The sequence below is a fragment of the Cobetia sp. AM6 genome (assembly GCF_009617955.1).
GTDB lineage: Bacteria > Pseudomonadota > Gammaproteobacteria > Pseudomonadales > Halomonadaceae > Cobetia > Cobetia amphilecti.
Window position 1 is genome coordinate 1,008,925 of the sequence record NZ_AP021868.1, and the last position, 19,898, is coordinate 1,028,822.

Annotated in this window: 16 protein-coding genes; 12 read left to right on the plus strand and 4 right to left on the minus strand. The window is 64.6% G+C overall.

Annotation, left to right across the window (positions count from 1 at the left end; genetic code table 11):
• Nucleotides 1–34: 34 nt before the first annotated feature.
• From CLAM6_RS04325 to CLAM6_RS04335, 3 genes are all read left to right on the plus strand, one after another.
• Nucleotides 35–787 carry an SDR family oxidoreductase gene (locus tag CLAM6_RS04325; RefSeq protein ID WP_153635239.1) on the plus strand — a complete coding sequence of 251 codons (753 nt, stop codon included), beginning with the start codon at nucleotides 35–37 and terminating at the stop codon, nucleotides 785–787.
• 95 nt (nucleotides 788–882) lie between these two features.
• A complete protein-coding gene (locus tag CLAM6_RS04330) occupies nucleotides 883–1,590 on the plus strand; it encodes a prephenate dehydratase domain-containing protein (RefSeq protein WP_153635240.1) in 708 nt (235 codons plus the stop codon).
• 63 nt (nucleotides 1,591–1,653) lie between these two features.
• Nucleotides 1,654–2,508 carry an isochorismatase family protein gene (locus tag CLAM6_RS04335; RefSeq protein WP_153635241.1) on the plus strand — a complete coding sequence of 285 codons (855 nt, stop codon included), beginning with the start codon at nucleotides 1,654–1,656 and terminating at the stop codon, nucleotides 2,506–2,508.
• Between the two features lie 257 nt (nucleotides 2,509–2,765).
• On the opposite strand, the gene CLAM6_RS04340 is transcribed toward CLAM6_RS04335, so the two are convergent.
• Together CLAM6_RS04340 and pyk are read right to left on the minus strand one after the other, a co-directional pair.
• The gene (locus CLAM6_RS04340) at nucleotides 2,766–3,239 is read right to left on the minus strand and encodes a methylglyoxal synthase (protein WP_054555025.1); all 474 of its coding nucleotides are present in this window, start codon (nucleotides 3,237–3,239) and stop codon (nucleotides 2,766–2,768) included.
• Nucleotides 3,240–3,318: 79 nt separating this feature from the next.
• On the minus strand, nucleotides 3,319–4,788 hold the full coding sequence (gene pyk, locus CLAM6_RS04345) for a pyruvate kinase (RefSeq protein ID WP_043331933.1): 1,470 nt from the start codon (nucleotides 4,786–4,788) through the stop codon (nucleotides 3,319–3,321).
• Nucleotides 4,789–5,561: 773 nt separating this feature from the next.
• On the opposite strand from pyk, the gene topA reads away from it, so the two are divergent.
• The 3 genes from topA (at nucleotide 5,562) to CLAM6_RS04360 (ending at nucleotide 9,175) form a co-directional block, all read left to right on the plus strand.
• Nucleotides 5,562–8,204: a type I DNA topoisomerase gene (topA, locus tag CLAM6_RS04350; RefSeq protein ID WP_107335351.1), complete on the plus strand. Its 2,643-nt coding sequence runs from the start codon at nucleotides 5,562–5,564 to the stop codon at nucleotides 8,202–8,204.
• A complete protein-coding gene (locus CLAM6_RS04355) occupies nucleotides 8,204–8,683 on the plus strand; it encodes a DUF6586 family protein (protein ID WP_153635242.1) in 480 nt (159 codons plus the stop codon). The genes topA and CLAM6_RS04355 overlap by 1 nt, the downstream gene beginning before the upstream one ends.
• Before the next feature lie 252 nt (nucleotides 8,684–8,935).
• A complete protein-coding gene (locus tag CLAM6_RS04360) occupies nucleotides 8,936–9,175 on the plus strand; it encodes a hypothetical protein (RefSeq protein WP_052384340.1) in 240 nt (79 codons plus the stop codon).
• Between the two features lie 146 nt (nucleotides 9,176–9,321).
• On the opposite strand, the gene lexA is transcribed toward CLAM6_RS04360, so the two are convergent.
• Complete coding sequence (lexA, locus tag CLAM6_RS04365; protein ID WP_043332079.1) at nucleotides 9,322–9,951, minus strand: transcriptional repressor LexA; 630 nt, start codon at nucleotides 9,949–9,951, stop codon at nucleotides 9,322–9,324.
• A gap of 566 nt (nucleotides 9,952–10,517) precedes the next feature.
• On the opposite strand from lexA, the gene CLAM6_RS04370 reads away from it, so the two are divergent.
• From CLAM6_RS04370 to CLAM6_RS04395, 6 genes are all read left to right on the plus strand, one after another.
• Nucleotides 10,518–11,195: a TetR/AcrR family transcriptional regulator gene (locus CLAM6_RS04370; protein WP_043331928.1), complete on the plus strand. Its 678-nt coding sequence runs from the start codon at nucleotides 10,518–10,520 to the stop codon at nucleotides 11,193–11,195.
• Nucleotides 11,195–11,737, plus strand: coding sequence for a L,D-transpeptidase (locus tag CLAM6_RS04375; RefSeq protein ID WP_153635243.1), 543 nt, complete (start codon nucleotides 11,195–11,197; stop codon nucleotides 11,735–11,737). The genes CLAM6_RS04370 and CLAM6_RS04375 overlap by 1 nt, the downstream gene beginning before the upstream one ends.
• A gap of 259 nt (nucleotides 11,738–11,996) precedes the next feature.
• The gene (gene nagZ / locus CLAM6_RS04380) at nucleotides 11,997–13,142 is read left to right on the plus strand and encodes a beta-N-acetylhexosaminidase (RefSeq protein WP_153635244.1); all 1,146 of its coding nucleotides are present in this window, start codon (nucleotides 11,997–11,999) and stop codon (nucleotides 13,140–13,142) included.
• A 48-nt stretch (nucleotides 13,143–13,190) separates the two neighbouring features.
• Complete coding sequence (locus CLAM6_RS04385; protein WP_242007743.1) at nucleotides 13,191–14,537, plus strand: mechanosensitive ion channel family protein; 1,347 nt, start codon at nucleotides 13,191–13,193, stop codon at nucleotides 14,535–14,537.
• On the plus strand, nucleotides 14,518–15,099 hold the full coding sequence (locus tag CLAM6_RS04390) for a hypoxanthine-guanine phosphoribosyltransferase (protein WP_043331927.1): 582 nt from the start codon (nucleotides 14,518–14,520) through the stop codon (nucleotides 15,097–15,099). The genes CLAM6_RS04385 and CLAM6_RS04390 overlap by 20 nt, the downstream gene beginning before the upstream one ends.
• Before the next feature lie 222 nt (nucleotides 15,100–15,321).
• Nucleotides 15,322–16,059 carry an S-methyl-5'-thioinosine phosphorylase gene (locus CLAM6_RS04395; protein ID WP_153635245.1) on the plus strand — a complete coding sequence of 246 codons (738 nt, stop codon included), beginning with the start codon at nucleotides 15,322–15,324 and terminating at the stop codon, nucleotides 16,057–16,059.
• A gap of 220 nt (nucleotides 16,060–16,279) precedes the next feature.
• Here CLAM6_RS04395 and mfd read toward each other — a convergent pair whose 3' ends face one another.
• Nucleotides 16,280–19,807: a transcription-repair coupling factor gene (gene mfd, locus CLAM6_RS04400; protein ID WP_153635246.1), complete on the minus strand. Its 3,528-nt coding sequence runs from the start codon at nucleotides 19,805–19,807 to the stop codon at nucleotides 16,280–16,282.
• Between the last annotated feature and the right edge of the window lie 91 nt (nucleotides 19,808–19,898).

A 19,898-nucleotide genomic window follows, 5' to 3' on the forward strand; every position in this document is an offset into this window, starting at 1 on the left:
AGGTCGATCGCCCATGACGAAAGAGGAGACAGCTATGTCGGAGAATGCACAGCGGTTGAGCGGCAAGGTGGCGGTAGTCAGTGGGGCTTCACGCGGGATCGGCGCCGGGATCGCGCAGCGCCTGGCGGCGGACGGCGCTCACGTCATCGTCAACTATCGCAGCGACAGTGATGGTGCCTTGCAGGTCGTGACGGATATCGAGTCGCGGGGCGGCAAGGCGATCGCCGTTCAGGCCGATGTCGGTGTCAGCAGCGACGCGGCACAATTGTTCACCGAAGCCCGGCGCGTATACGGCGGGGTGGATATCCTGGTCAACAATGCCGGCATGAGCATCTACAAGCCCATCGCCGATTTCACGGATGACGACTTCGCCAACCTGATGCAGGCCAATCTGACCGGCTCCTTCAATCTGATGCGTGAGGCGGCGCGGCATCTGCGCGATGACGGACGTGTGATCAACATGTCCACCTCGGTGACGCGGCAGATGTTCGCGACCTACGGGCCCTATGCGGCTTCCAAGGCCGCGGTGGACCAGTTGACGCGGGTGCTGGCCAAGGAAGTCGGCGAGCGAGGCATCACGGTCAATGCCGTGGCGCCGGGCCCGACGGACACCGGCCTGTTTCGTCACGGCAAGAGTGAAGAGACCATCGAGCGCCTCAAGGGCATGGCGGCGCTGGGGCGCATTGCGGACCCGCAGGATGTCGCAGCCGTGGTGGCCTGGCTTGCCAGCGAAGATGCCGGCTGGGTGAGTGGCCAGGTCATCGGTGCCAATGGCGGCTTTGCCTGAGGTCACCGAGGTGGGTTTTGCCTAACAACGCCCATGTTTGCGGCTATGCTGTTGTCAGGATGAGGTTTGTTCAGACATTGGCATGAGGGGCTGGTATGAAGGTGACAGCTAGCGAAGTCCACGGCGATATCTCGCCGCAGGGCGTGATCCCGGCTCCCGATGGTTTGCGCGTGGGCTATCCCGGGCACCTTGGGGGGTACTCGCGCGAGTGCGCGCTCAAGCTCTATGCCAACGACGCCCAGCTCAAGGCTTACGCAGGCATCGACGAGGTCATCAGGGCGCTGGCGGAAGGCGAGATCGATACCGCCGTGGTGCCCTGGTCGCGTGGGCATCAGCGTCCGGTGCGCACCACGCATCAGGCGCTGGCCTTCTGGACGGGCATCTGCGTCGAGCGGCGCGTCTTCCGTGCCATCAGTCTCAGTCTGCTCGGGCCGCCCGGGGCTTCGCCGTCGGCGGTGAGGCGTATCGTGGCACGCGAGGCCCTGTTCGAAGAGTGCGATGCCTGGCTGCAGCAGAACCTGCCGGAGGTCGAGCGGGTGGAGTGTCTGCACATGGCGGATGCGCTGGACATGGCAGAGAGTCGCAGCGATACGCTGGCCATCGCGCCGCCATCACTGGCGCGCCGCCCGGGGCTCGTGTGCCTCGCCCAGCGCATCGAGGATGACCCCGGCCGTGTGGCGCAATTCGCGGTGCTGAGGCGTGACCACGCGCGGGTGCGCGGCCAGTGCTTTTCCTGTGATGCCACGGTGGATGAAGGGCAGGGCAACGCCGTGCTGTCCGGTACCAGCGAGCCCGCCGGGTGAGGGTCGCCGCTCGGCCCTGAGTTCCGTTATGCTGAAGGCCATTCGTCATCAGAGGCCTTTTGCATGGTGTCTTCCGACCAGCGCTCGTCCGCTCCCTCCGTATCCTCTACACCAGAGACGCAGGACGCCGCGACTTCATCCGATGTCGCGGCGTCCTGCGTGGTGCAACGCATTCCTGCCACTCCCGCCGAGTGGAAGACCCCCAGCGAGCTTGATGCCCGCCTGCCGGTGCGGCCGGCCGTGGTGCCGGTCTCGCTGCCGACGGCCGGGCTGATCATCGTCGATGAGATCAACGGCTTCTGTCAGGTCGCAGGCGGTGCGCTGGCACCTCAGGCGCCCAATGCACAGGTCAGCAGGATGATCGCCCTCAGCGATACGCTGGCGCGAACCTTCAGTGAGCGCAGACGCCCCTTGCTGGCCTTCATTGATTCCCATGCGCCGGGCAAGCCGGAGCCGCCTTATCCCGCCCATTGTGAGCAGGGCAGCGGCGAGGATGAGCTGGTGGCGGAACTTGCCTGGCTGGAGGAGGAGCCGCAGGCCACGCTGGTGCGCAAGGACTGCATCAATGGCTATGTCGGCGCGATTGATCCCCATACCCAGGTCAATGCGCTGCAGGAGTGGGTGAGCGACGAAGGGCTGGAAAGCCTGGTCGTGGTAGGCATCTGCACCGATATCTGCGTGATGGACCTGGTATTGACGTTGCTGTCGGCGCGCAATCACGGCCTGCTGGGCAAGGTGCGTGACATCGTGGTGCTGGAGCCCGGCTGTGCCACCTACGACCTGCCGGCCGAAGTGGTTGAGCAGCTGGGGCTCCCCGATACGGCGACGCATCCCCAGGCAGACAGTCATCACATCGGACTTTACTGCATGGCGGCGCGTGGTGCGGTGATCGCCAGTCAGCTTGAGCTGACTTCTTGAGCAGATGTCGTGAGCTGCTGTCATGGATTGAGCTGCGTCTCTCGCATAGCGTCGCGGGATAGCGGGATAGCGGGATAGCGTGAAAGTGGAGAGAGGAAGAGCTGGGAAGGTGGCAGGAAGGCAGCAATTTCGTCAGAGGCCGTGCAGGCAAGGCCGCCCGTCTGCGCAAAAGGTAGTTTGATTACAACATCTGGCCATGAAAACGCCGCCTCTCTTGCGAGCAGGCGGCGTTTTCATGGGGCGACAGCCAGCGTCATTCAGGCGCGGGTGCTGACCCAGTCGTTGGCGTCCGGCACGGCCACTTCGACTTCCTCGGAGATCAACTTCGAGTGGAAGAGGAAGTCCGCGCTGGCCGCATTGCTGGCGACCGGCACGTTCCACAATGCCGCCAGGCGCAGCAGCGCCTTGACGTCAGGGTCGTGCGGCATCGGCGCGAACGGGTCCCACAGGAAGACCAGCAGGTCCAGATTGCCTTCGGCGATGCGCGCGCCGATCTGCTGATCACCGCCCAGCGGGCCGCTCAGCAGGCCTTCGACCTCGAGGCCCAGCTCCTTGCTGATGCGGCGGGCAGTGGTGCCCGTGCCCAGCAGCTGGTGGCGGGACAGCTCATCGCGCCAGCGATTGGCCCACGCCAGCATTTCATCCTTCTTGCCATCGTGCGCCACCAGCGCAATGCGCTTGCGTGCTGGCAGGGTGCGCCGTGCCTGGCGCTTGGGTCGTTGTTCGCTCATTCCCTGACCTCCTGAGGATGGGGCAATGTCGCTGGCCTCCCGCCTCGAAAGGCCCGGGGCGGAAGGCCAGCGAGGCCGATCAGTCGATGGTGCTGCCGACAGTGACGATCTTCATGGTGTTGGTGCCGCCATGTGCGTTCATCTGGTCGCCACGGGTCAGGATCACCAGGTCACCGCGAGTCGCGATGCCACGGGCTTCCAGCTCCGCGATGGCGCGACGGTTGATTTCCGCCGCCGGCAATTCGCTGGAATCGAAGGGCAGTGACACCACACCACGGTAGAGGGCCATGCGACGCTGGGTCTTCTGGTCCTGCGCCAGGCCGACGATGGGCAGACCGGAGCGGATGCGCGAGGCGATCAGCGGGGTATAGCCGGATTCCGTCATGCACACGATGGCCACGACACCGGTCAGGTGGTTGGCGGCATACATCGCGGACAGCGCGATGGTCTCGTCGGTCTTGCTGAAGCCTTCGTGGATGCGGTGCTGGGATTCCTGCGCGGCACGCTCACGTTCGGCGCCCAGGCAGACGCGATCCATGGTCTCGATGGTCTCGACCGGGAAGTCGCCGGCGGCGGTCTCGGCCGACAACATCACGGCGTCGGTGCCGTCGAGCACGGCATTGGCGACGTCGAAGACTTCGGCGCGGGTCGGCAGCGGCGCGCTGATCATGGATTCCATCATCTGGGTGGCCGTGATGACCACGCGGTTGAGGCTGCGCGCGCGGCGGATCATGCGCTTCTGCACGCCGATCAGCTGAGCATCGCCAATCTCGACGCCCAGATCGCCACGCGCCACCATCACGCCTTCACTGGCGAGGATGATGCCATCCAGCACGGCGTCGTCGGCCACGGCTTCTGCGCGCTCGACCTTGGCGATCAGGCCGATGTCACGACCTTCCTCGCCCAGCAGTTCACGGGCCAGCTGCATGTCGGCGCCGCTGCGCGGGAAGGAAACGGCCAGATAGTCGACGCCGATATCGATGGCGGTCTTCAGGTCAGCCTTGTCCTTGTCGGTCAGGGCTTCGGCAGACAGGCCGCCGCCTTGCTTGTTGATGCCCTTGTTGTTGGACAGCTTGCCGCCGACCTTGACGGTGGTGTGGATCTCATTGCCCTTGAGCTCATTGACCTCAAGCACCACACGGCCATCGTCGAGCAGCAGCACGTCGCCCGCAACCACGTCATCGGCCAGTTCCTGGTAGTCACAGCCGACACGCTCGACGGTACCTTCATCACGGCCCAGGCCGATATCGAGGATGAACGGCTGGCCTTCGCTCAGCTTGACGGCGGTATCCTTGAAGCGCGCGATGCGGATCTTCGGGCCCTGCAGGTCGCCCAGTACGGCGACGCTGCGGCCCTGTGCGGCGGCAGCCTGACGTACGGCCTCGGCGCGCATGCGGTGGTCTTCGGGGCTACCGTGGGAGAAGTTGAGGCGTACCACATCGACTCCGGCACGAATCATCGCGTCGAGCACACCCGGCTTGTCACTGGCAGGGCCGAGAGTGGCGACAATCTTGGTGCGGCGGATCGGGCCGTTGAACGCGTGCGGCATGAAAGCATACTCCTTGAACACTGGCGTGATGGACTGGCTGAAAACGCAAACCAGGTTGTTGTCATTTTACTACATTGAAGGCTGAAAGGGAGCCTGTCGAGTATCGTCGGCTGTCGTTGTCCATTCTCGTGATCACGATCGGGACTGCAAGGGGTGACGTGAAGTATGCCGAGCGATTGTTGCGAATACGTTGTCGCGGGTACGCGGACATGGGCTGGGGCGTCAGGGTATGCCGCGCTGCGCCATGCGGGCGCGGCCCGTCATTTCGAGGCCTGACGGCCAGGCGTCGCATGCTCTCTGCGGCAGTGTCGTGGTGACCGCCCCGTCACGCCAATGTCCGCCGGCTGGCTTTCACTGACAGCCATTCCAGTGCTACCTATATAGTGGCAATACCCTGCTGAGCGAAATTTCCGCGCATCGGCCCAGCGCAGAACCCTGTACCGGCCCCGTGTATCGGGCCCGTTGACCGCTGCCATGCGCTGATGACCTATGCTCAAACCCGGCTCGAATGCCGGATTGCCACGACCACATGCCTGAAGGCTGTCGATGTCATTCGGCGCAAGCCGCATGCTGACATGGCGGGTGGCATGGCATGTCTCGAGGCTGTCGCAGAGGCGCCCTGTCGAGCCGCCCTGACGAAGCGTCAGTCTCAACATTGCTGGTCAGCGCTGAAATGCTGGGGTAGGGTAGGCGCATTTTTCGGCTGGGACAAAACCCAGCGCGACGAGTCATTCGCCGGCGCAATCAGCGCCGGCCAGGAGATGCGAGCAACCATGGGCAAGTCACTGGTGATCGTCGAGTCGCCCGCCAAGGCCAAGACCATCAACAAGTATCTCGGCAACGACTTCGTGGTGAAGTCGAGTGTCGGGCACATCCGCGACCTGCCGACCAGCGGAAGCGGCAAGCAGGCCACCGACCCCAAGGAACGTGCCCGTCAGGCGGCGGAGACTCGCAAGATGTCGCCCGAGGTCAAGGCGGCTCACAAGGCGCAGAAGGCCAAGACCCAGTTGATCCGCCGCATGGGGGTCGACCCGGAGAATGGTTGGGAGGCGCATTACGAGATCCTGCCTGGCAAGGAAAAGGTCGTTTCCGAGCTGACGCGTCTGGCCGAGAAAGCCGACACCATCTATCTCGCGACGGATCTGGACCGCGAAGGTGAGGCGATTGCCTGGCACCTGCGCGAGACCATCGGTGGCGACGATTCGCGTTACAAGCGCGTAGTGTTCAACGAGATCACCAAGAAGGCGATCACGGCGGCCTTCGATGAGCCGGGCGAACTGAAGATGGACCGCGTACATGCCCAGCAGGCACGCCGTTATCTGGATCGCGTCGTCGGCTTCATGGTCTCGCCGCTGCTGTGGGCCAAGGTCGCTCGTGGCCTGTCCGCCGGGCGCGTGCAGTCGGTTGCCGTGCGTCTGATCGTCGAGCGTGAGCGCGAGATCCGCGCCTTCATCCCCGAAGAGTTCTGGGATGTCCACGCTGAGCTGGCCGCCGCCAGTGGTGAAGCGATCCGTTTCGAGCTGGCGCGTCAGGATGGCAAGGCCTTCCGTCCGACCAGCGAGAAGGAGACGATGGATCGCATCGCGGCGCTGCGCACGGCCAAGCTCGCGATCACCAATCGTGAAGACAAGCCGACGCGCTCCAAGCCGAACGCGCCGTTCATCACCTCGACCCTGCAGCAGGCGGCCAGTGGTCGTCTCGGCTTCTCGGTCAAGAAGACCATGATGATGGCCCAGCGTCTCTACGAGGCGGGTTACATCACCTACATGCGTACCGACTCGACCAATCTGTCGGCGGACGCGGTGGCCACGGCGCGCGACTTCATCAGCGAAGAATACGGCAGCAACTACCTGCCGGAAGCGGCCAACGTCTACTCCAGCAAGGAAGGCGCCCAGGAAGCGCACGAAGCGATTCGTCCTTCCGAAGTGTCACGCCGCGCCACCGATCTCGCCGGCATGGAGCGTGACGCCGAGCGTCTGTATGAGCTGATCTGGCGTCAGTTCGTCGCCTGTCAGATGCTGCCGGCCGAATACCTGTCCTCCACGCTGACCATCGAAGTGGATGGCTACGAGCTGCGCGCCAAGGGCCGTGTGCTCAAGTTCGACGGTTACACGCGTGTCATGAAGCCGATGGGCAAGAAGGAAGAGGACCAGTCGCTGCCGGACCTCGCCATCGGCGAGAAGCTGGACCTGGTCGAGCTGCAGCCGCTGCAGCACTTCACCAAGCCCACGGCGCGTTACACCGAGGCCAGCCTGGTCAAGGAGCTGGAGAAGCGCGGTATCGGTCGTCCGTCCACCTATGCCGCCATCATCTCCACCATCCAGGACCGTGGCTACGTGGCGCTGGAAAACCGTCGCTTCTATGCCGAGAAACTGGGCGACATCGTCACCGATCGCCTCAGCGAGTCCTTCAAGGACCTGATGGACTTCGGCTTCACGGCGCGCATGGAAGACTATCTCGATGAGGTGGCCAACGGCGGGCGCAACTGGCGTGAGCTGCTGGACACCTTCTACGCCGAGTTCAAGGCCGAGCTGGACCACGCCCAGTCCGAAGAGGGCATGCGTCCCAACCAGCCGGTGCCGACGGACATCGCCTGCCCGACCTGTGGGCGTGAGATGCAGATTCGTACCGCCTCGACCGGGGTCTTCCTGGGCTGTTCCGGCTACAACCTGCCGCCCAAGGAGCGCTGCAAGACCACCATCGATCTGCTGCCGGGCGATGAAGCCGTGGCGGCCGATGCCGGTGAAGATGCCGAGACGGATGCGCTGCGCGCCAAGCGTCGCTGCCCGATCTGCGCCACCGCGATGGACAGCTACCTGATCGATGAGCAGCGCAAGCTGCATGTCTGCGGCAATAGCCCGGACTGTGTCGGTCACGAGGTCGAGGAAGGTCAGTTCCGCATCAAGGGCTACGATGGCCCGGTGATCGAGTGCGACAAGTGCGGTTCCGACATGCAGCTCAAGACCGGGCGTTTCGGCAAGTACTTCGGCTGCACCAACGAGAATTGCAAGAATACCCGCAAGCTGCTCAAGTCCGGTGAGGTGGCGCCGCCGAAGATGGACCCGATTCCGATGCCGGAACTTGCCTGCGTCAAGGTCGAGGACCACTACGTGCTGCGCGATGGCGCCAGTGGCCTGTTCCTGGCGGCCAGTCAGTTCCCCAAGAATCGCGAGACGCGTCCGCCGCTGGTCAAGGAGCTCAAGGCGCATGCCGACGAGCTGCCGGAGAAGTATCACTTCATTCTCGAAGCCCCGGATCAGGACCCGGACGGACGTCCGGCGCAGATTCGCTTCTCGCGCAAGGTCAAGGCTCAGTACGTCATGACCGATGAGGAAGGCAAGGCGACCGGTTGGAAGGCGACCTACGACAACGGCCGCTGGGTCGTCGAGGACAAGCGCAAGGGAGCCAAGAGCTGATGAGCCAGCGTGCCCGTACCAATCAGCTGCTGTATCAGGCCGAGTTGCTGCTGGCCCAGTCAGCAGCCTCTGGCGACGATGAGCATGCCGTGGCGCGTCGCATGGCCGGTGAAGAGGGCGCGCTCGCCCTGCTGGAGCTGGCGCTGGCGTCATTGCTGGAAGAGTGTGCCGTGACGGCGCGCTGGCCAGAGGGTAGCTGGCGCGAGCGCCTGGCGTCGCCGCCGACGCCCATCGCCGAGGTCGAGCAGCTGCGCAGCCTGCTGGAGCATTCCGACAGCTGGTTGTCTGAGCTGGTCGCGGATGTGACCCGCCTGCATGAAGAGGGCGGCGTCGCTCGCCGCGAGGAATCGCGTTCGCGTGGTGATGGTCTGATCATCGCGGCAGCCTCGAGCGCCTCGCTGGCCGAGCGTCTCAGTGCCGCCATCACGGCATTCAAGGCGCTGCTGCCGCAGCTGCGCGAGTCGAGTGTCGAGTGGTAGGTCAAGGCGTTGATCTGGTGCTGCACGCTGGTGATGACTGGCGCATGGCAATCGGGTGACGTTTCGCCTTCACGGGTGCTAGACTGATCGCATTGTGGCAAGCCCTGCATTCTCCGGTACGACCATGGCTCTGGCTGTGGTCGTACTTTTTTCTGCGTCGCTGATGGCAACGCGGTGCCGGGCTTGCCAGCCGTCGCGCTGACGATTACAACGACGCCGGTATCTCGCGAGATGCCGTGCAGGAGGAATGACGTGTCCGATCCCGCCGTACTTGAAATTGTGCAAATGGAAGATGGTGAAGTGATTCTGCGCGCCGCGGAAAGCGAAGGTGAGCCGCTGCTCAGCATTCGCATTTCGGACGAGGCCGCCGATCTGCTGCGTGACAATCGTTTCGAGGTCGCGCGTGAGATGATCGACCACGCCATCACCCGGACTCGCCTCTGGGATGGCGAAGAAGACGAGGACGAGCAGTCAGAAGGCATCGTGCACTGATTCATCGCTCGCGCTTCGCGCACAAAAAAACCCGCCTCGAGGCGGGTTTTTTTGTGCAATGCGTGCGGCTTTTCTGTTGCTCAGAGCTCTGCGAGAAAGGTGCTGCTGGGCATAGCTCGTTGCTCAAAGCGCTGCTGGTCAAGGCCTCAGTGCAGGCCGCCATCGCGGATGACGCCCACCCCGAGACCTTCGATCTCCAGGCTGTCCGTGCGCAGGTCGACCTTGATCGGCGAGAAGTCCTCGTTCTCGGCTTCCAGCCACACGTAGTGCCCGTCACGGCGGAAGCGCTTGACGGTGACCTCATCCCCCAGACGTGCCACTACGATCTGTCCGTCACGCACGCTGCTGGTGCGGTGCACGGCCAGCAGGTCGCCTTCCAGAATTCCCACGTCCTTCATCGACACGCCGCGCACGCGCAACAGGTAGTCGGCAGCCGGCGAGAAGTAGTCGCTCGGCAGCGGGCAGTGACGGTCGATATGCTCGCTGGCAAGAATCGGACTGCCGGCGGCCACTTCCCCGATCACCGGCAGGCCATCGTTGGCGCTGTCGTCGACGTCAGCCAGCGACGGCACGCGAATGCCGCGAGAGGTGCCCGGCACCATCTCGATGGCGCCCTTGCGCTTGAGGGCACGCAGATGCTCCTCAGCAGCATTCGGTGAGCGGAAGCCCAGCGCCTGGGCGATTTCGGCCCGCGTCGGCGGGTAGCCAGAGGACTTGATGGTCTTGATGATGAAGTCGAAGACATCCTGCTGGCGCGGAGTAAGCGGCTGGGTCATGGCATTGCCTTTGGCCTGGGCGGCATCTTGAGCTGACGGCACGGGGTGTGCATCCATACAACTGTCATTGTATCCAGTCATGGCGGTCATGCAAGGCATCGTGGCTTGCGTGGTGGCCTCAAAGGGCAGGTAGTCGCCGAGATATCGCTGTCTGGCGACTTTTCGTGCCGATATCCGAGGCATTCTTTCTTGATGGGAATGTCTGGAAGTGAATGCCTGGAGGTGAATGTCTGGTGGTGAATGTCTGGAAGTGAACCCGGCCTGGCGCTGGCGGGGTGGTCAGTCACCCAGCTAGGCGAGCCCTTGAATCGGCACGGTCAGCGTTGAGGGAATATCAGGCTTGGCTAAACCTCTGGCGTTTGAAACGCGAGAGAATTGTCAGTCATGGCATGGCGCGCTAGAATCAAAGTGTTTCAAACGAATGTTCGTCGATGGCGGTGCTCACGGGTGCCGTGATCGAACGTGCCTTGCGGTGAACATGCACCACCTCATGAGAGAGTCGCCGCGCGGGGCTTGCGCCGTGACCTACGACTCCAGTTCTTTTCTACCTGACAAGGGTTCCGCCCATGGCCCAGACCGATACCGTTACCCGCATCCTCGATACTGCCGAGGTGCTGTTCGCCGAGCGCGGCTTCGCCGAGACCTCACTGCGTAACATCACCAGCAAGGCCAAGGTCAATCTGGCGGCGGTGAACTACCACTTCGGCTCCAAGAAATCGCTGATCCAGGCGGTCTTCGCACGCTATCTCGACCCGTTCAGTGAGCGCTTCCACGCGGCACTCGACAGCGTCGAGCAGCAATACGCCGGGCGTCAGGTGCCGCTGGAGGTCCTGCTGGAGGTGATGGCGCGTACCGTGCTGGAGGTGCCGGCCGAGCGCAACAGCCTGCGTACCTTCATGCGCCTGCTCGGGCTGGCCTATACCCAGGGGCAGGGCCACATGCGACGCTATATCCGCGAGCATTACGGCACGGTCTTCAGCCGCTTCGCCGAGCTTTTGAAGCTGGCGACGCCTGATCTGCCGGACAACGAGCGCTTCTGGCGCCTGCACTTCATGCTCGGCAGCGTGATTTTCACCTTCTCGGGCCTGGATGCGCTGCGCGATATCGAGGAAGCCGAGTACGGCCATCACACCACGGTGCGTGAGCTGATCCAGCACATGCGTCCGGTGGTGGTCGCGGCGATGGCAGCGCCGTTGCCGGCCTCGCTCGGAGATGGTGAGGCGGTCACCCAGGCGGCCAGCTGATGGCCTGCTGGGTAGCGGTGGACCTCTCGCGCCAAAGCCTTGAGATACGCAATGACGCGCCGAGTGGCAGTCGTGATGCGCCGCCCCCCGCGGCTGACCCTGAGGCGCTGGTGCACGCCTGCGCGATCTCCAGCGGCCTCAACGGTATTGGCGAGCTCGACGGCAGCGGTTGCACGCCAACCGGCTGGCATGTGATTCGAGCCGCCATCGGGGCGGGCAATCCGCGTGGCGCCGTCTATCGCGGACGGCGCTTCACGGGCGAGGTGTTCACGCCCGAGCTTGCCGCGGAGCATCCTGAGCGTGACTGGATCCTGACGCGCATTCTGTGGCTCAGCGGCCGCGAGCCCGGCGTCAATCGTGGTCGCAATGCCCGCAGCGAGCGGGTCGATAGTCTGCGCCGCTACATCTATTTTCATGGCACGCCCAGCACGGAGCCCATGGGGGTAGCGGCGTCCCACGGCTGCATTCGCTTGCGTGATGACGACCTGCTGCGACTCTTTGCCGAGGCTGTGCCCGGCACCCCGGTACTGCTGCATGCCTGAAGGCGCTGGTGCCCGAGTCTGATACCCTCCATGAGCTGTCACCGGAATCTGCGTGACAGCCCCTTGCCGGGGCGCAGCTGGCCGCGACTGTTCGATAGGGGTTCAGTCGGCTAGAATTGCGCCTTTCCTCGCGCTGGCAGCCTGATTCATCACGTTTCTTCCAGGCTGCCGAGCCCCGTAAAAGACATGAAGTCCTGGCGGTCGTGGCTCCTCTCTTCACGGGACATCACTGCCGCAGGCCATGGACAGGAAGGATGACATGACACAGCCACTGGGCTCCGTAATGGTCGATGTTGCGGGGCTGACCCTCGCCCGCGACGAACGTGAACTGCTGGCACGCCCTGCCGTCGGGGGCGTCATCCTGTTTGCGCGCAACTGCGCTTCTCCCGAGCAGGTGTTGGAACTGAGCCGCGAGATTCGCAGCGTCAATCCCCACCTGCTGATCGCCATCGATCAGGAAGGCGGGCGCGTCCAGCGTCTGCGCGAGGGCGTGACACGCCTGCCATCGATGCGCAGCCTGGCGCAGTGCTGTCTCGGGCGTGACTGTGATGGCTGCGGCGAAGACGCCCAGGCCGCAGGCCTGGGTCTGGCACGCGATGCCGGCTGGCTGCTGGGCATGGAAATGGCAGCCATCGGCTGTGATATCACCTTTGCGCCGGTACTGGATATCGATGTGGCGGGCTCGACCATCATTGGCGATCGCAGCTTCGGCGCCACGCCGGAAGACGTCATCGCGGTGGGCGGCGCCTTCATCGACGGGCTGCAGGAGGCGGGCATGTCCGCCGTCGGCAAGCACTACCCGGGGCATGGTGGCATCTCGGCAGATACCCATCTGGAGCGCGTGGTCGACCCGCGGCCGTTCCGCGAGCTGCGCGAACATGACCTCAAGCCCTTCGCGGCCCTCGCCGAGCGCCTGGGTGGCGTGATGCCGGCGCATGTGATCTATCCGGATTTCGATGCACGTCCCGCGGGCTTCTCACCCAGCTGGTTGGGCCTGCTGCGCGAAGAGTTCGGCTTCAAGGGCGCCATCTTCTCCGATGATCTCGGCATGGCGGCGGCCGTCGCGGAAGGTGGCCCGGCAGAGCGTGCACGCCTGGCGCTGGACGCCGGCTGCGACATGGCGCTGGTCTGCAATGACCCGGCCGCCGCGCGCGAAGTGCTCGACAGCCTCGATGACGATGAGCAGCGCCACCGTGGCAAGCGCCAGGCGCGTCTGCGCTATGCGCGAGCTCGCCCGACGCTGGATGGTCTGGTGGGGCTGGCACGCTGGCGGCGCACCCACGCGCGGCTCGAATCGATGGCGGCCAGTCAGGCATCACAGCAGGCTGCCATGCCCTCGGGCACGCTAGGCGCCGCTGACGCGTCTGACGCACGGTCGGTCTCTGAGTCCGGTAGCGCGCAATAATCAGGCACGCGGTGCCTTTTTCGAGTCGAAGACTGGCAAGGAATTCCCATGGCTGAGCAATCCGCCACCGAGGCTGCTGCCGACAAGCTGGCAGCGCCTGCCGAAGAGATGATCAATCAATGGGTCGAGCCGCTGCGCCAATGGGTCGAGCAGACCTTTGGTCTGCCGCTGTGGGGCATCAATCTCGCTCTGCTACTGCTGGCGGTGCTGTTGCTGCACCTCATCGAGCGGGTGGTGCTCAGCCGCCTGGCGACGCATGCCGAGAAGAGCCGCAACCTGTGGGATGACGCCCTGGTGCATGGCCTGCGTCATCCCTTGTCATTCTGGCTCTACAGCATGGGGGTGTTGCTGGCGCTCGGCATCATCGCCGGCCAGTTCAGCCTCGGCGGGGCCGAGAAGTACCTGGGCACGGCGCGCCAGATCGTGACCCTGCTGGCGCTGGCCTGGGCGTTGATTCGCATGGTCAAGCGCTTCGAGGCGCTGCGCACCATGCCGCCGCCCGGCACCAACGTCAACGCGATGGATGCCACCACGGCCTCGGCGATCAGCAAGCTGCTGCGGGCGGTCGTGGTCGTGCTGGTGGGGCTGGCCATCCTGCAGAATCTCGGCGTCTCGTTGTCCGGGGTGCTGGCCTTCGGGGGTGTCGGCGGTATCGCGGTCGGCTTTGCGGCGCGGGATCTGCTGGCCAACTTCTTCGGCGCCCTGATGATCCATCTCGACCGGCCCTTCAAGGTCGGCGACTGGATCCGCTCACCGGACCGCGAGATCGAGGGCACCGTCGAGGATATCGGTTGGCGCCTGACGCGCATCCGCACCTTCGACATGCGGCCCCTCTACGTGCCGAACGCCATCTTCACCAGCATCTCGGTGGAGAATCCGTCGCGCATGTACAATCGCCGCATCTTCGAGACCGTGGGGCTGCGCTATGAGGATGCCGCCCAGGTCGGCCCCATCGTTGCCGCGGTACGCGAGATGCTGGAAGGCCATGACGAGATCGACCAGACGCGCACCCAGATCGTGAACTTCACCACCTATGGTGAGCATTCGCTGAACTTCTTCGTCTATGTCTTCACGCGCACCACCGACTGGGTGAAGTACCACGCGATCAAGCAGGATGTCCTGCTCAAGGTGCACGACATCATCCGTGAGCATGATGCCCAGGTGGCGCTGCCGGGCCAGCGTCTGCATTTTGCCGATGTACTGTCCTTCGAAGGACGCCACCATGAACACGACGCCGAGGCTGAGAATGCCGCGGCGTCATCAGACACGCAGACGCGCGGGTCCCGCCGCCGTTCTGATTCAACCGCCGCTGCTACATCCTCCTCTGCGCCCGTCCGGCGTGGAGATGAGGCCAGTGACACCCAGGAAACTCCCGATGCTGACTCCGACGCCTGAGACCCTCACCGCCCTGCATGACGAAATGCGTGAGGTGATGGACAATGCCGATTGCCTGATCCCGCAAGCTGACCTTGAAGTGGCACTCGACCGCATGGCCGTTGAGCTGACGGAACGCCTCGGCGATCGCATGCCGATCTTCTATTGCGTGATGAACGGCGGCCTGATCACCGCCGGCCAGCTGCTGACCCGCCTCGACTTTCCGCTGGAAGTCGATTATCTGCACGCCACTCGCTACCGTGGCGCGATGCGCGGCGGCGAGCTGTTCTGGCGCGTCAACCCGGAGCTGCCGATGGCCGGTCGCGACGTGGTGATCGTCGATGACATCCTCGATGAGGGTGGCACCCTGGCCGCGATCCTCGAGTACTGCCGTGAAGCCGGCGCGCGCAGCGTGTCCAGCTGTGTGCTGGTCGACAAGAAGCATGACCGCAAGGCCTACCCGGGCTTCAAGGCCGATTTCTGTGGTCTCGACGTCGAAGACCGCTTCCTGTTCGGCTTCGGCATGGACTACAAGGGCTACTGGCGTAACGCGCCGGGCATCTACGCGCCCAAGGGTCTGTAAGATTTGCTGGATGGCAGCCGCCATCCCGCGATATGACACTCGTTCACCACCCGCCCGGGCAACCGCGGCGGGTGGTGTCGTTTTCGGGGCCTTTTCTGTTCTCCTGGCGCAGAGCGTGACGATTGTGCTTGTCGTTGTCGGTCGGCTCGGAGTAGCGTTCGCTGAGGATCGGGGTGTCCGGTCCCGGGAGATTCCTGCACATGGGTGGCAAGGAGGCGGGCGATGCTGGCGGTGATCGGTGGGACGGGGTTCGGCAGTTGGGCAGGCATGGAAGTGCTCAGGCGCGGCGGGCAGGAAACGCCCCTGGGGGCGGCCTCCTGTGGCGTCGTGGAAGGGCGACTGAATGGTCAGTCGCTGCTGTTTCTGGCCCGTCATGGCCAACCGCACAAGGTGCCGCCGCATCGCATCAACTATCGCGCCAATCTATGGGCGCTCAAACAGGCGGGCGCGACCCATGTGGTGGGAGTCAACTGCGTGTCCGGCATCGACCCGACGCTGGTCCCGGGCACGCTGGTGGTGCCGGACCAGCTGATCGATTACACCACCGGTCGCGAGGGTTCGTTCTTCGATGGGCGTTTCAAGCCGTTCCAGCATGTGTCGTTCGCCTGGCCGTATCATCGGGTCTGGCGTGAGGAGCTGCATGCGGCCGCCGCCGAGGCGGGGCTGCCCCTCTCGGCCGGCGGGGTGCTGGGCGTGGTGCAGGGGCCGCGGCTGGAGACTGCCGCCGAGATCCGCCTGATGGCGCGCGATGGCAATACGCTGGTCGGCATGACGGGCATGCCTGAGGCCGTGCTGGCGCGCGAGCTCGAGATGGAATACGCCAGCCTGTGTCTGGTGATCAGCCATGCCGCAGGCGTCGGCGAAGAGGAGCCGACCCGCGCGGGCACGGAATCCGTGATCGAGGCCGGCATGCCCAGAGTGCAGCGCTTGCTGGCGACGCTATTGGCGCGCCATGCCTGAGCTGCCTGACCTCAGGAGGAGAGTGGGGGGAGGCGGTGGTGTAGGTAGGCGGTGGTGTAGGTAGGGCGTGTAGAGGGTGTAGAGCGTGTAGAGGGTATGCCCGCACGAAAAAACGGCCTGCATCCGCGATGCAGGCCGTTTTCATTTTTCGTTCAAGCTCACGCTCACGCTCAAGTTCATGCCCAAGTTCGAACCCAGGCGCCTGGCAGCGCAGGGCGCGTCAGGCCGCCTTGGTCTTGGCGTTGAGCAGGTCCAGCAAGGTCTCGCAGAAGCTGAAGCGCGCCTCGGCGTCGTCCATGTCGGTGGCGAAACGCAGCGTGTCGGCACCTTCCAGCTTGTAGACATCCGACTGGCGCTGGATCAGGTTGACCAGCGTCAGCGGATCGACCGGCGTCTGGGCGCCGAAGATGATGCGACCACGTCCGGCGCCGGCCTCCAGCTTGATGATGCCCAGCGCCTGGGCGCGCTGGCGCAGCTGGGTCTGGCGGAACAGCGTCTTGACCGGCTCCGGCAGCAGGCCGAAGCGGTCGATCATCTCGACCTGCAGTTCGCGCAGGTCGCTTGCGTTCTCGGCGTTGCTGATGCGCTTGTACATCATCAGGCGCTGCTGAACGTCGTGCAGATAATCGGCCGGAATCAGTGCCGGCAGATTCAGGCTGACCTCGACGCCTTCATCCAGCGGTGACTCGATATTGGGCGTCTTGCCCGCCTTGATGGCCTTCACGGCGCGATCGAGCATCTCCATGTACAGCGAGTAGCCGATGGTTTCCATCTGGCCGGACTGCTCGTCACCCAACAGCTCACCCGCGCCGCGGATCTCCATGTCATGGGAGGCCAGCGTGAAGCCGGCACCGAGGTCCTGGGACTCGCTGATCGCCTCCAGACGCTTGACCGCATCGCGGGTCATCGCCTTGGGATGCGGGGTCAGCAGGTAGGCGTAGGCCTGGTGATGCGAGCGCCCGACGCGGCCACGCAGCTGGTGCAGCTGGGCCAGGCCGAACTTGTCGGCGCGCTCGATGATGATGGTATTGGCGCTCGGGATGTCGATGCCGGTCTCGATGATGGTCGAGCACACCAGCACGTTGAAGCGCTTGTGATAGAAGTCCGACATGCGCCGCTCCAGGCTGCGCTCCGGCAGCTGGCCGTGGGCGACGCCGACATTGGCCTCCGGCACCAGCTCCGCGATGCGCGCGGCGCTCTCCTCGATGGTCTTCACCTCATTGTGCAGCACGTAGACCTGCCCGCCGCGCAGCAGCTCGCGCAGGATGGCTTCCTTGACCACGCCGTCGTTGCGCTGCTGGACGAAGGTCTTCACCGACAGGCGGCGCGCCGGTGGCGTGGCGATGATGGACAGGTCGCGGATGCCGCTCATCGCCATGTTCAGCGTGCGCGGAATCGGCGTGGCAGTCAGGGTCAGGATGTCGACCTCGGCGCGCAGGCTCTTGAGGCGCTCCTTCTGGGAGACGCCGAAGCGGTGCTCCTCATCGATGATCAGCAGCCCCATGTTGGGCAGCTCCAGCGATTTGGAGAGCAGCTTGTGAGTGCCGATCACGATATCGGCCTGGCCGTTCCTGATGCGCTCGAGCGAGGCTTCCTGGCCCTTGCCGCTGGTGAAACGCGACAGCAGGGCGATCTCCACCGCGGTGTCGGCGAAGCGATCGCGGAAGTTGTCGTAGTGCTGCTGAGCGAGCAGGGTGGTGGGCACCAGCACCACCACCTGGCGGCCGGAATTGACGGCGAGGAAGGCGGCGCGCATCGCGACTTCCGTCTTGCCGAAGCCGACATCGCCACATACCACGCGGTCCATCGGCTGGGGCGCGCACATGTCCTGGATCACCGCGCCGATGGTCTGCGCCTGGTCTGGGGTTTCCTCGAAGGGGAAGCTGGCCGCGAAGCGTGCGTAGTCCTCGGCGGGGAAGTCGCAGGCATGGCCGACACGCGCCTCTCTGCGTGCATAGACATCCAGCAGTTCGGCGGCGGTATCACGGATCTTCTCGGCCGCCTTGCGCTTGGCCTTCTCCCATTGCTCGGAGCCCAGCTTGTGCAGCGGCGCCAGCTCGTCACTGGCCCCGGAATAGCGCGAGATCAGGTGCAGGCTGTCCACCGGCACGTAGAGCTTTGCGCCATCGGCGTATTCGAGCGCGAGGAACTCGGCTTCCTGCCCCCCGGCGTTGATGGTCTCCAGCCCCAGATAGCGGCCGACGCCGTGGGTGTGGTGCACCACCGGCGCGCCTTCACGCAACTCCGAGAGGTGGCGCACGGCCAGCTCGTTGTCATCGGTGGCGCGCGCCTGGCGGCGGCTCTGACGTACCACTTCGCCGTAGAGCTCGGTCTCGGTGATGACCACCAGCCCCTTGTGGCTGTCGCTGTCATCGCTGGACAGGGCATCTTCTGCCTGCGCGCTGGCCACCCAGGTACCATGTGTCAGGCCACCGACGGTCAGGCCGACGGCGGCTGGGCTGTCCACGAAGTGCTCGAAGCTTGCGAAGTCATCCAGGCTGCGCAACCCGAAGCCGCGCAGCAGCGGGGTGAGCTGCTCCTCTACGACTTCGCGGCGGCCCTGGGTCTCGGCGACGAACAGCACACGCTGGGCATGTTCGCCGTTCAGGCGCTGCTTGAGGAAGCTGGCCAGGGCCTGGGTCGGGTCGGCGCTGCGCGCATCGATGGCCAGGCTCGGCAGCGTCTGATGGCCGAATTCGATGGCGTGGGCATTGGACTCACGTACCAGCTCGATACGCTCGTGCTGCTTGATCAGGCCCAGCAGCTCATTGACCGGCACGAAGGCGCGGTGCGGTGGCAGCAGCGGGCGTGTCGGGTCGACGCCCAGATTGGCGTAGCGGGTGGTGATGGCGTCCCAGTGGCTCTCGGCTGCCTCGCGCACGCCGGGCAGCATGGCGATGCGCAGCTCGTCGCCCATATGATCAAAGAGCGTCGCGGTCTCGTCGAAGAACAGCGGCAGGTACTGCTCGAGCCCCGGCGAGGGAATGCCCTTGATGGCGTCGTTGTAGAGAATGCACTGGCGCGGGTCGACATCGAACAGCGTCTCGAAGCCCTCGCGGAAGCAGGCGATGGCGCCACGCGTCAGCGGGTATTCATGTGCGGGCAGAATCTCGATCGCCTCGACCTTGTCGCCACTGCGCTGGGTGTCAGGGTCGAAGGCACGCAGGGTGTCGATCTCGTCATCGAACAGGTCGATGCGCAGCGGTTGCTCGCTGCCCATGGGGAACAGGTCGATCAATGCGCCGCGCAGGGCGTATTCGCCCGGCTCGTAGACCGTCTCCACCGCGCGGTAACCGGCTCGCGACAGGCGTGAGCGGAAGTCCTCGCGATTGAGGATGTCGCCCTTGGCGAGACTGAAGACCTGGCCTGCGATGTAATCCACCGGCGCGAGGCGCTGCATCAGGGTGTTGACCGGCACCGGCACGATGGCGCGGCGGCTGGTCTGCAGGGTACGCAGGGTGCGCAGACGCTCCGAGACGATGTCCTGGTGCGGCGAGAAGCTGTCGTAGGGCAGCGTTTCCCAATCGGGGAAGGGCAGCAGGCGCTCGGGATGGCGCGTATAGAAGCGCAGGTCGGCTTCCAGGCGCTGGGCGCTGGCGGTGTCCGGGGTGATGACCATCAGCGGCGCTTCATCGGCATCGGCCAGGCGCGCCAGCGCCAGCGCCGCGGCGCTAGGGTCATTGAGCATCCAGAAGGTGGTTTCGCGGCGCGAGCGCGGCAACGGGGGCGTCAGCGGAGTCTCGAACATGGGCTCTGGTGTCTTGTGTCCTGGGCTTGGGCGCAACGCCTTGCGGCGTTCACGGCACGGGATGACGTCACGGGCAGGGCCCGAGTGAATA

Bases quoted from the DNA above. Each gene is read 5' to 3' on its own strand.
- CLAM6_RS04335 (WP_153635241.1), top strand. From the start codon at position 1,654: ATGGTGTCTTCCGACCAGCGCTCGTCCGCTCCCTCCGTATCCTCTACA.
- CLAM6_RS04340 (WP_054555025.1), bottom strand. From the start codon at position 3,239: ATGAGCGAACAACGACCCAAGCGCCAGGCACGGCGCACCCTGCCAGCA.
- CLAM6_RS04325 (WP_153635239.1), top strand. From the start codon at position 35: ATGTCGGAGAATGCACAGCGGTTGAGCGGCAAGGTGGCGGTAGTCAGT.
- pyk (WP_043331933.1), bottom strand. From the start codon at position 4,788: ATGCCGCACGCGTTCAACGGCCCGATCCGCCGCACCAAGATTGTCGCC.
- mfd (WP_153635246.1), bottom strand. From the start codon at position 19,807: ATGTTCGAGACTCCGCTGACGCCCCCGTTGCCGCGCTCGCGCCGCGAA.
- lexA (WP_043332079.1), bottom strand. From the start codon at position 9,951: ATGACCCAGCCGCTTACTCCGCGCCAGCAGGATGTCTTCGACTTCATC.
- CLAM6_RS04395 (WP_153635245.1), top strand. From the start codon at position 15,322: ATGCTGGCGGTGATCGGTGGGACGGGGTTCGGCAGTTGGGCAGGCATG.
- CLAM6_RS04375 (WP_153635243.1), top strand. From the start codon at position 11,195: ATGGCCTGCTGGGTAGCGGTGGACCTCTCGCGCCAAAGCCTTGAGATA.
- CLAM6_RS04355 (WP_153635242.1), top strand. From the start codon at position 8,204: ATGAGCCAGCGTGCCCGTACCAATCAGCTGCTGTATCAGGCCGAGTTG.
- CLAM6_RS04385 (WP_242007743.1), top strand. From the start codon at position 13,191: ATGGCTGAGCAATCCGCCACCGAGGCTGCTGCCGACAAGCTGGCAGCG.
- nagZ (WP_153635244.1), top strand. From the start codon at position 11,997: ATGACACAGCCACTGGGCTCCGTAATGGTCGATGTTGCGGGGCTGACC.
- CLAM6_RS04390 (WP_043331927.1), top strand. From the start codon at position 14,518: ATGCTGACTCCGACGCCTGAGACCCTCACCGCCCTGCATGACGAAATG.
- topA (WP_107335351.1), top strand. From the start codon at position 5,562: ATGGGCAAGTCACTGGTGATCGTCGAGTCGCCCGCCAAGGCCAAGACC.
- CLAM6_RS04370 (WP_043331928.1), top strand. From the start codon at position 10,518: ATGGCCCAGACCGATACCGTTACCCGCATCCTCGATACTGCCGAGGTG.
- CLAM6_RS04330 (WP_153635240.1), top strand. From the start codon at position 883: ATGAAGGTGACAGCTAGCGAAGTCCACGGCGATATCTCGCCGCAGGGC.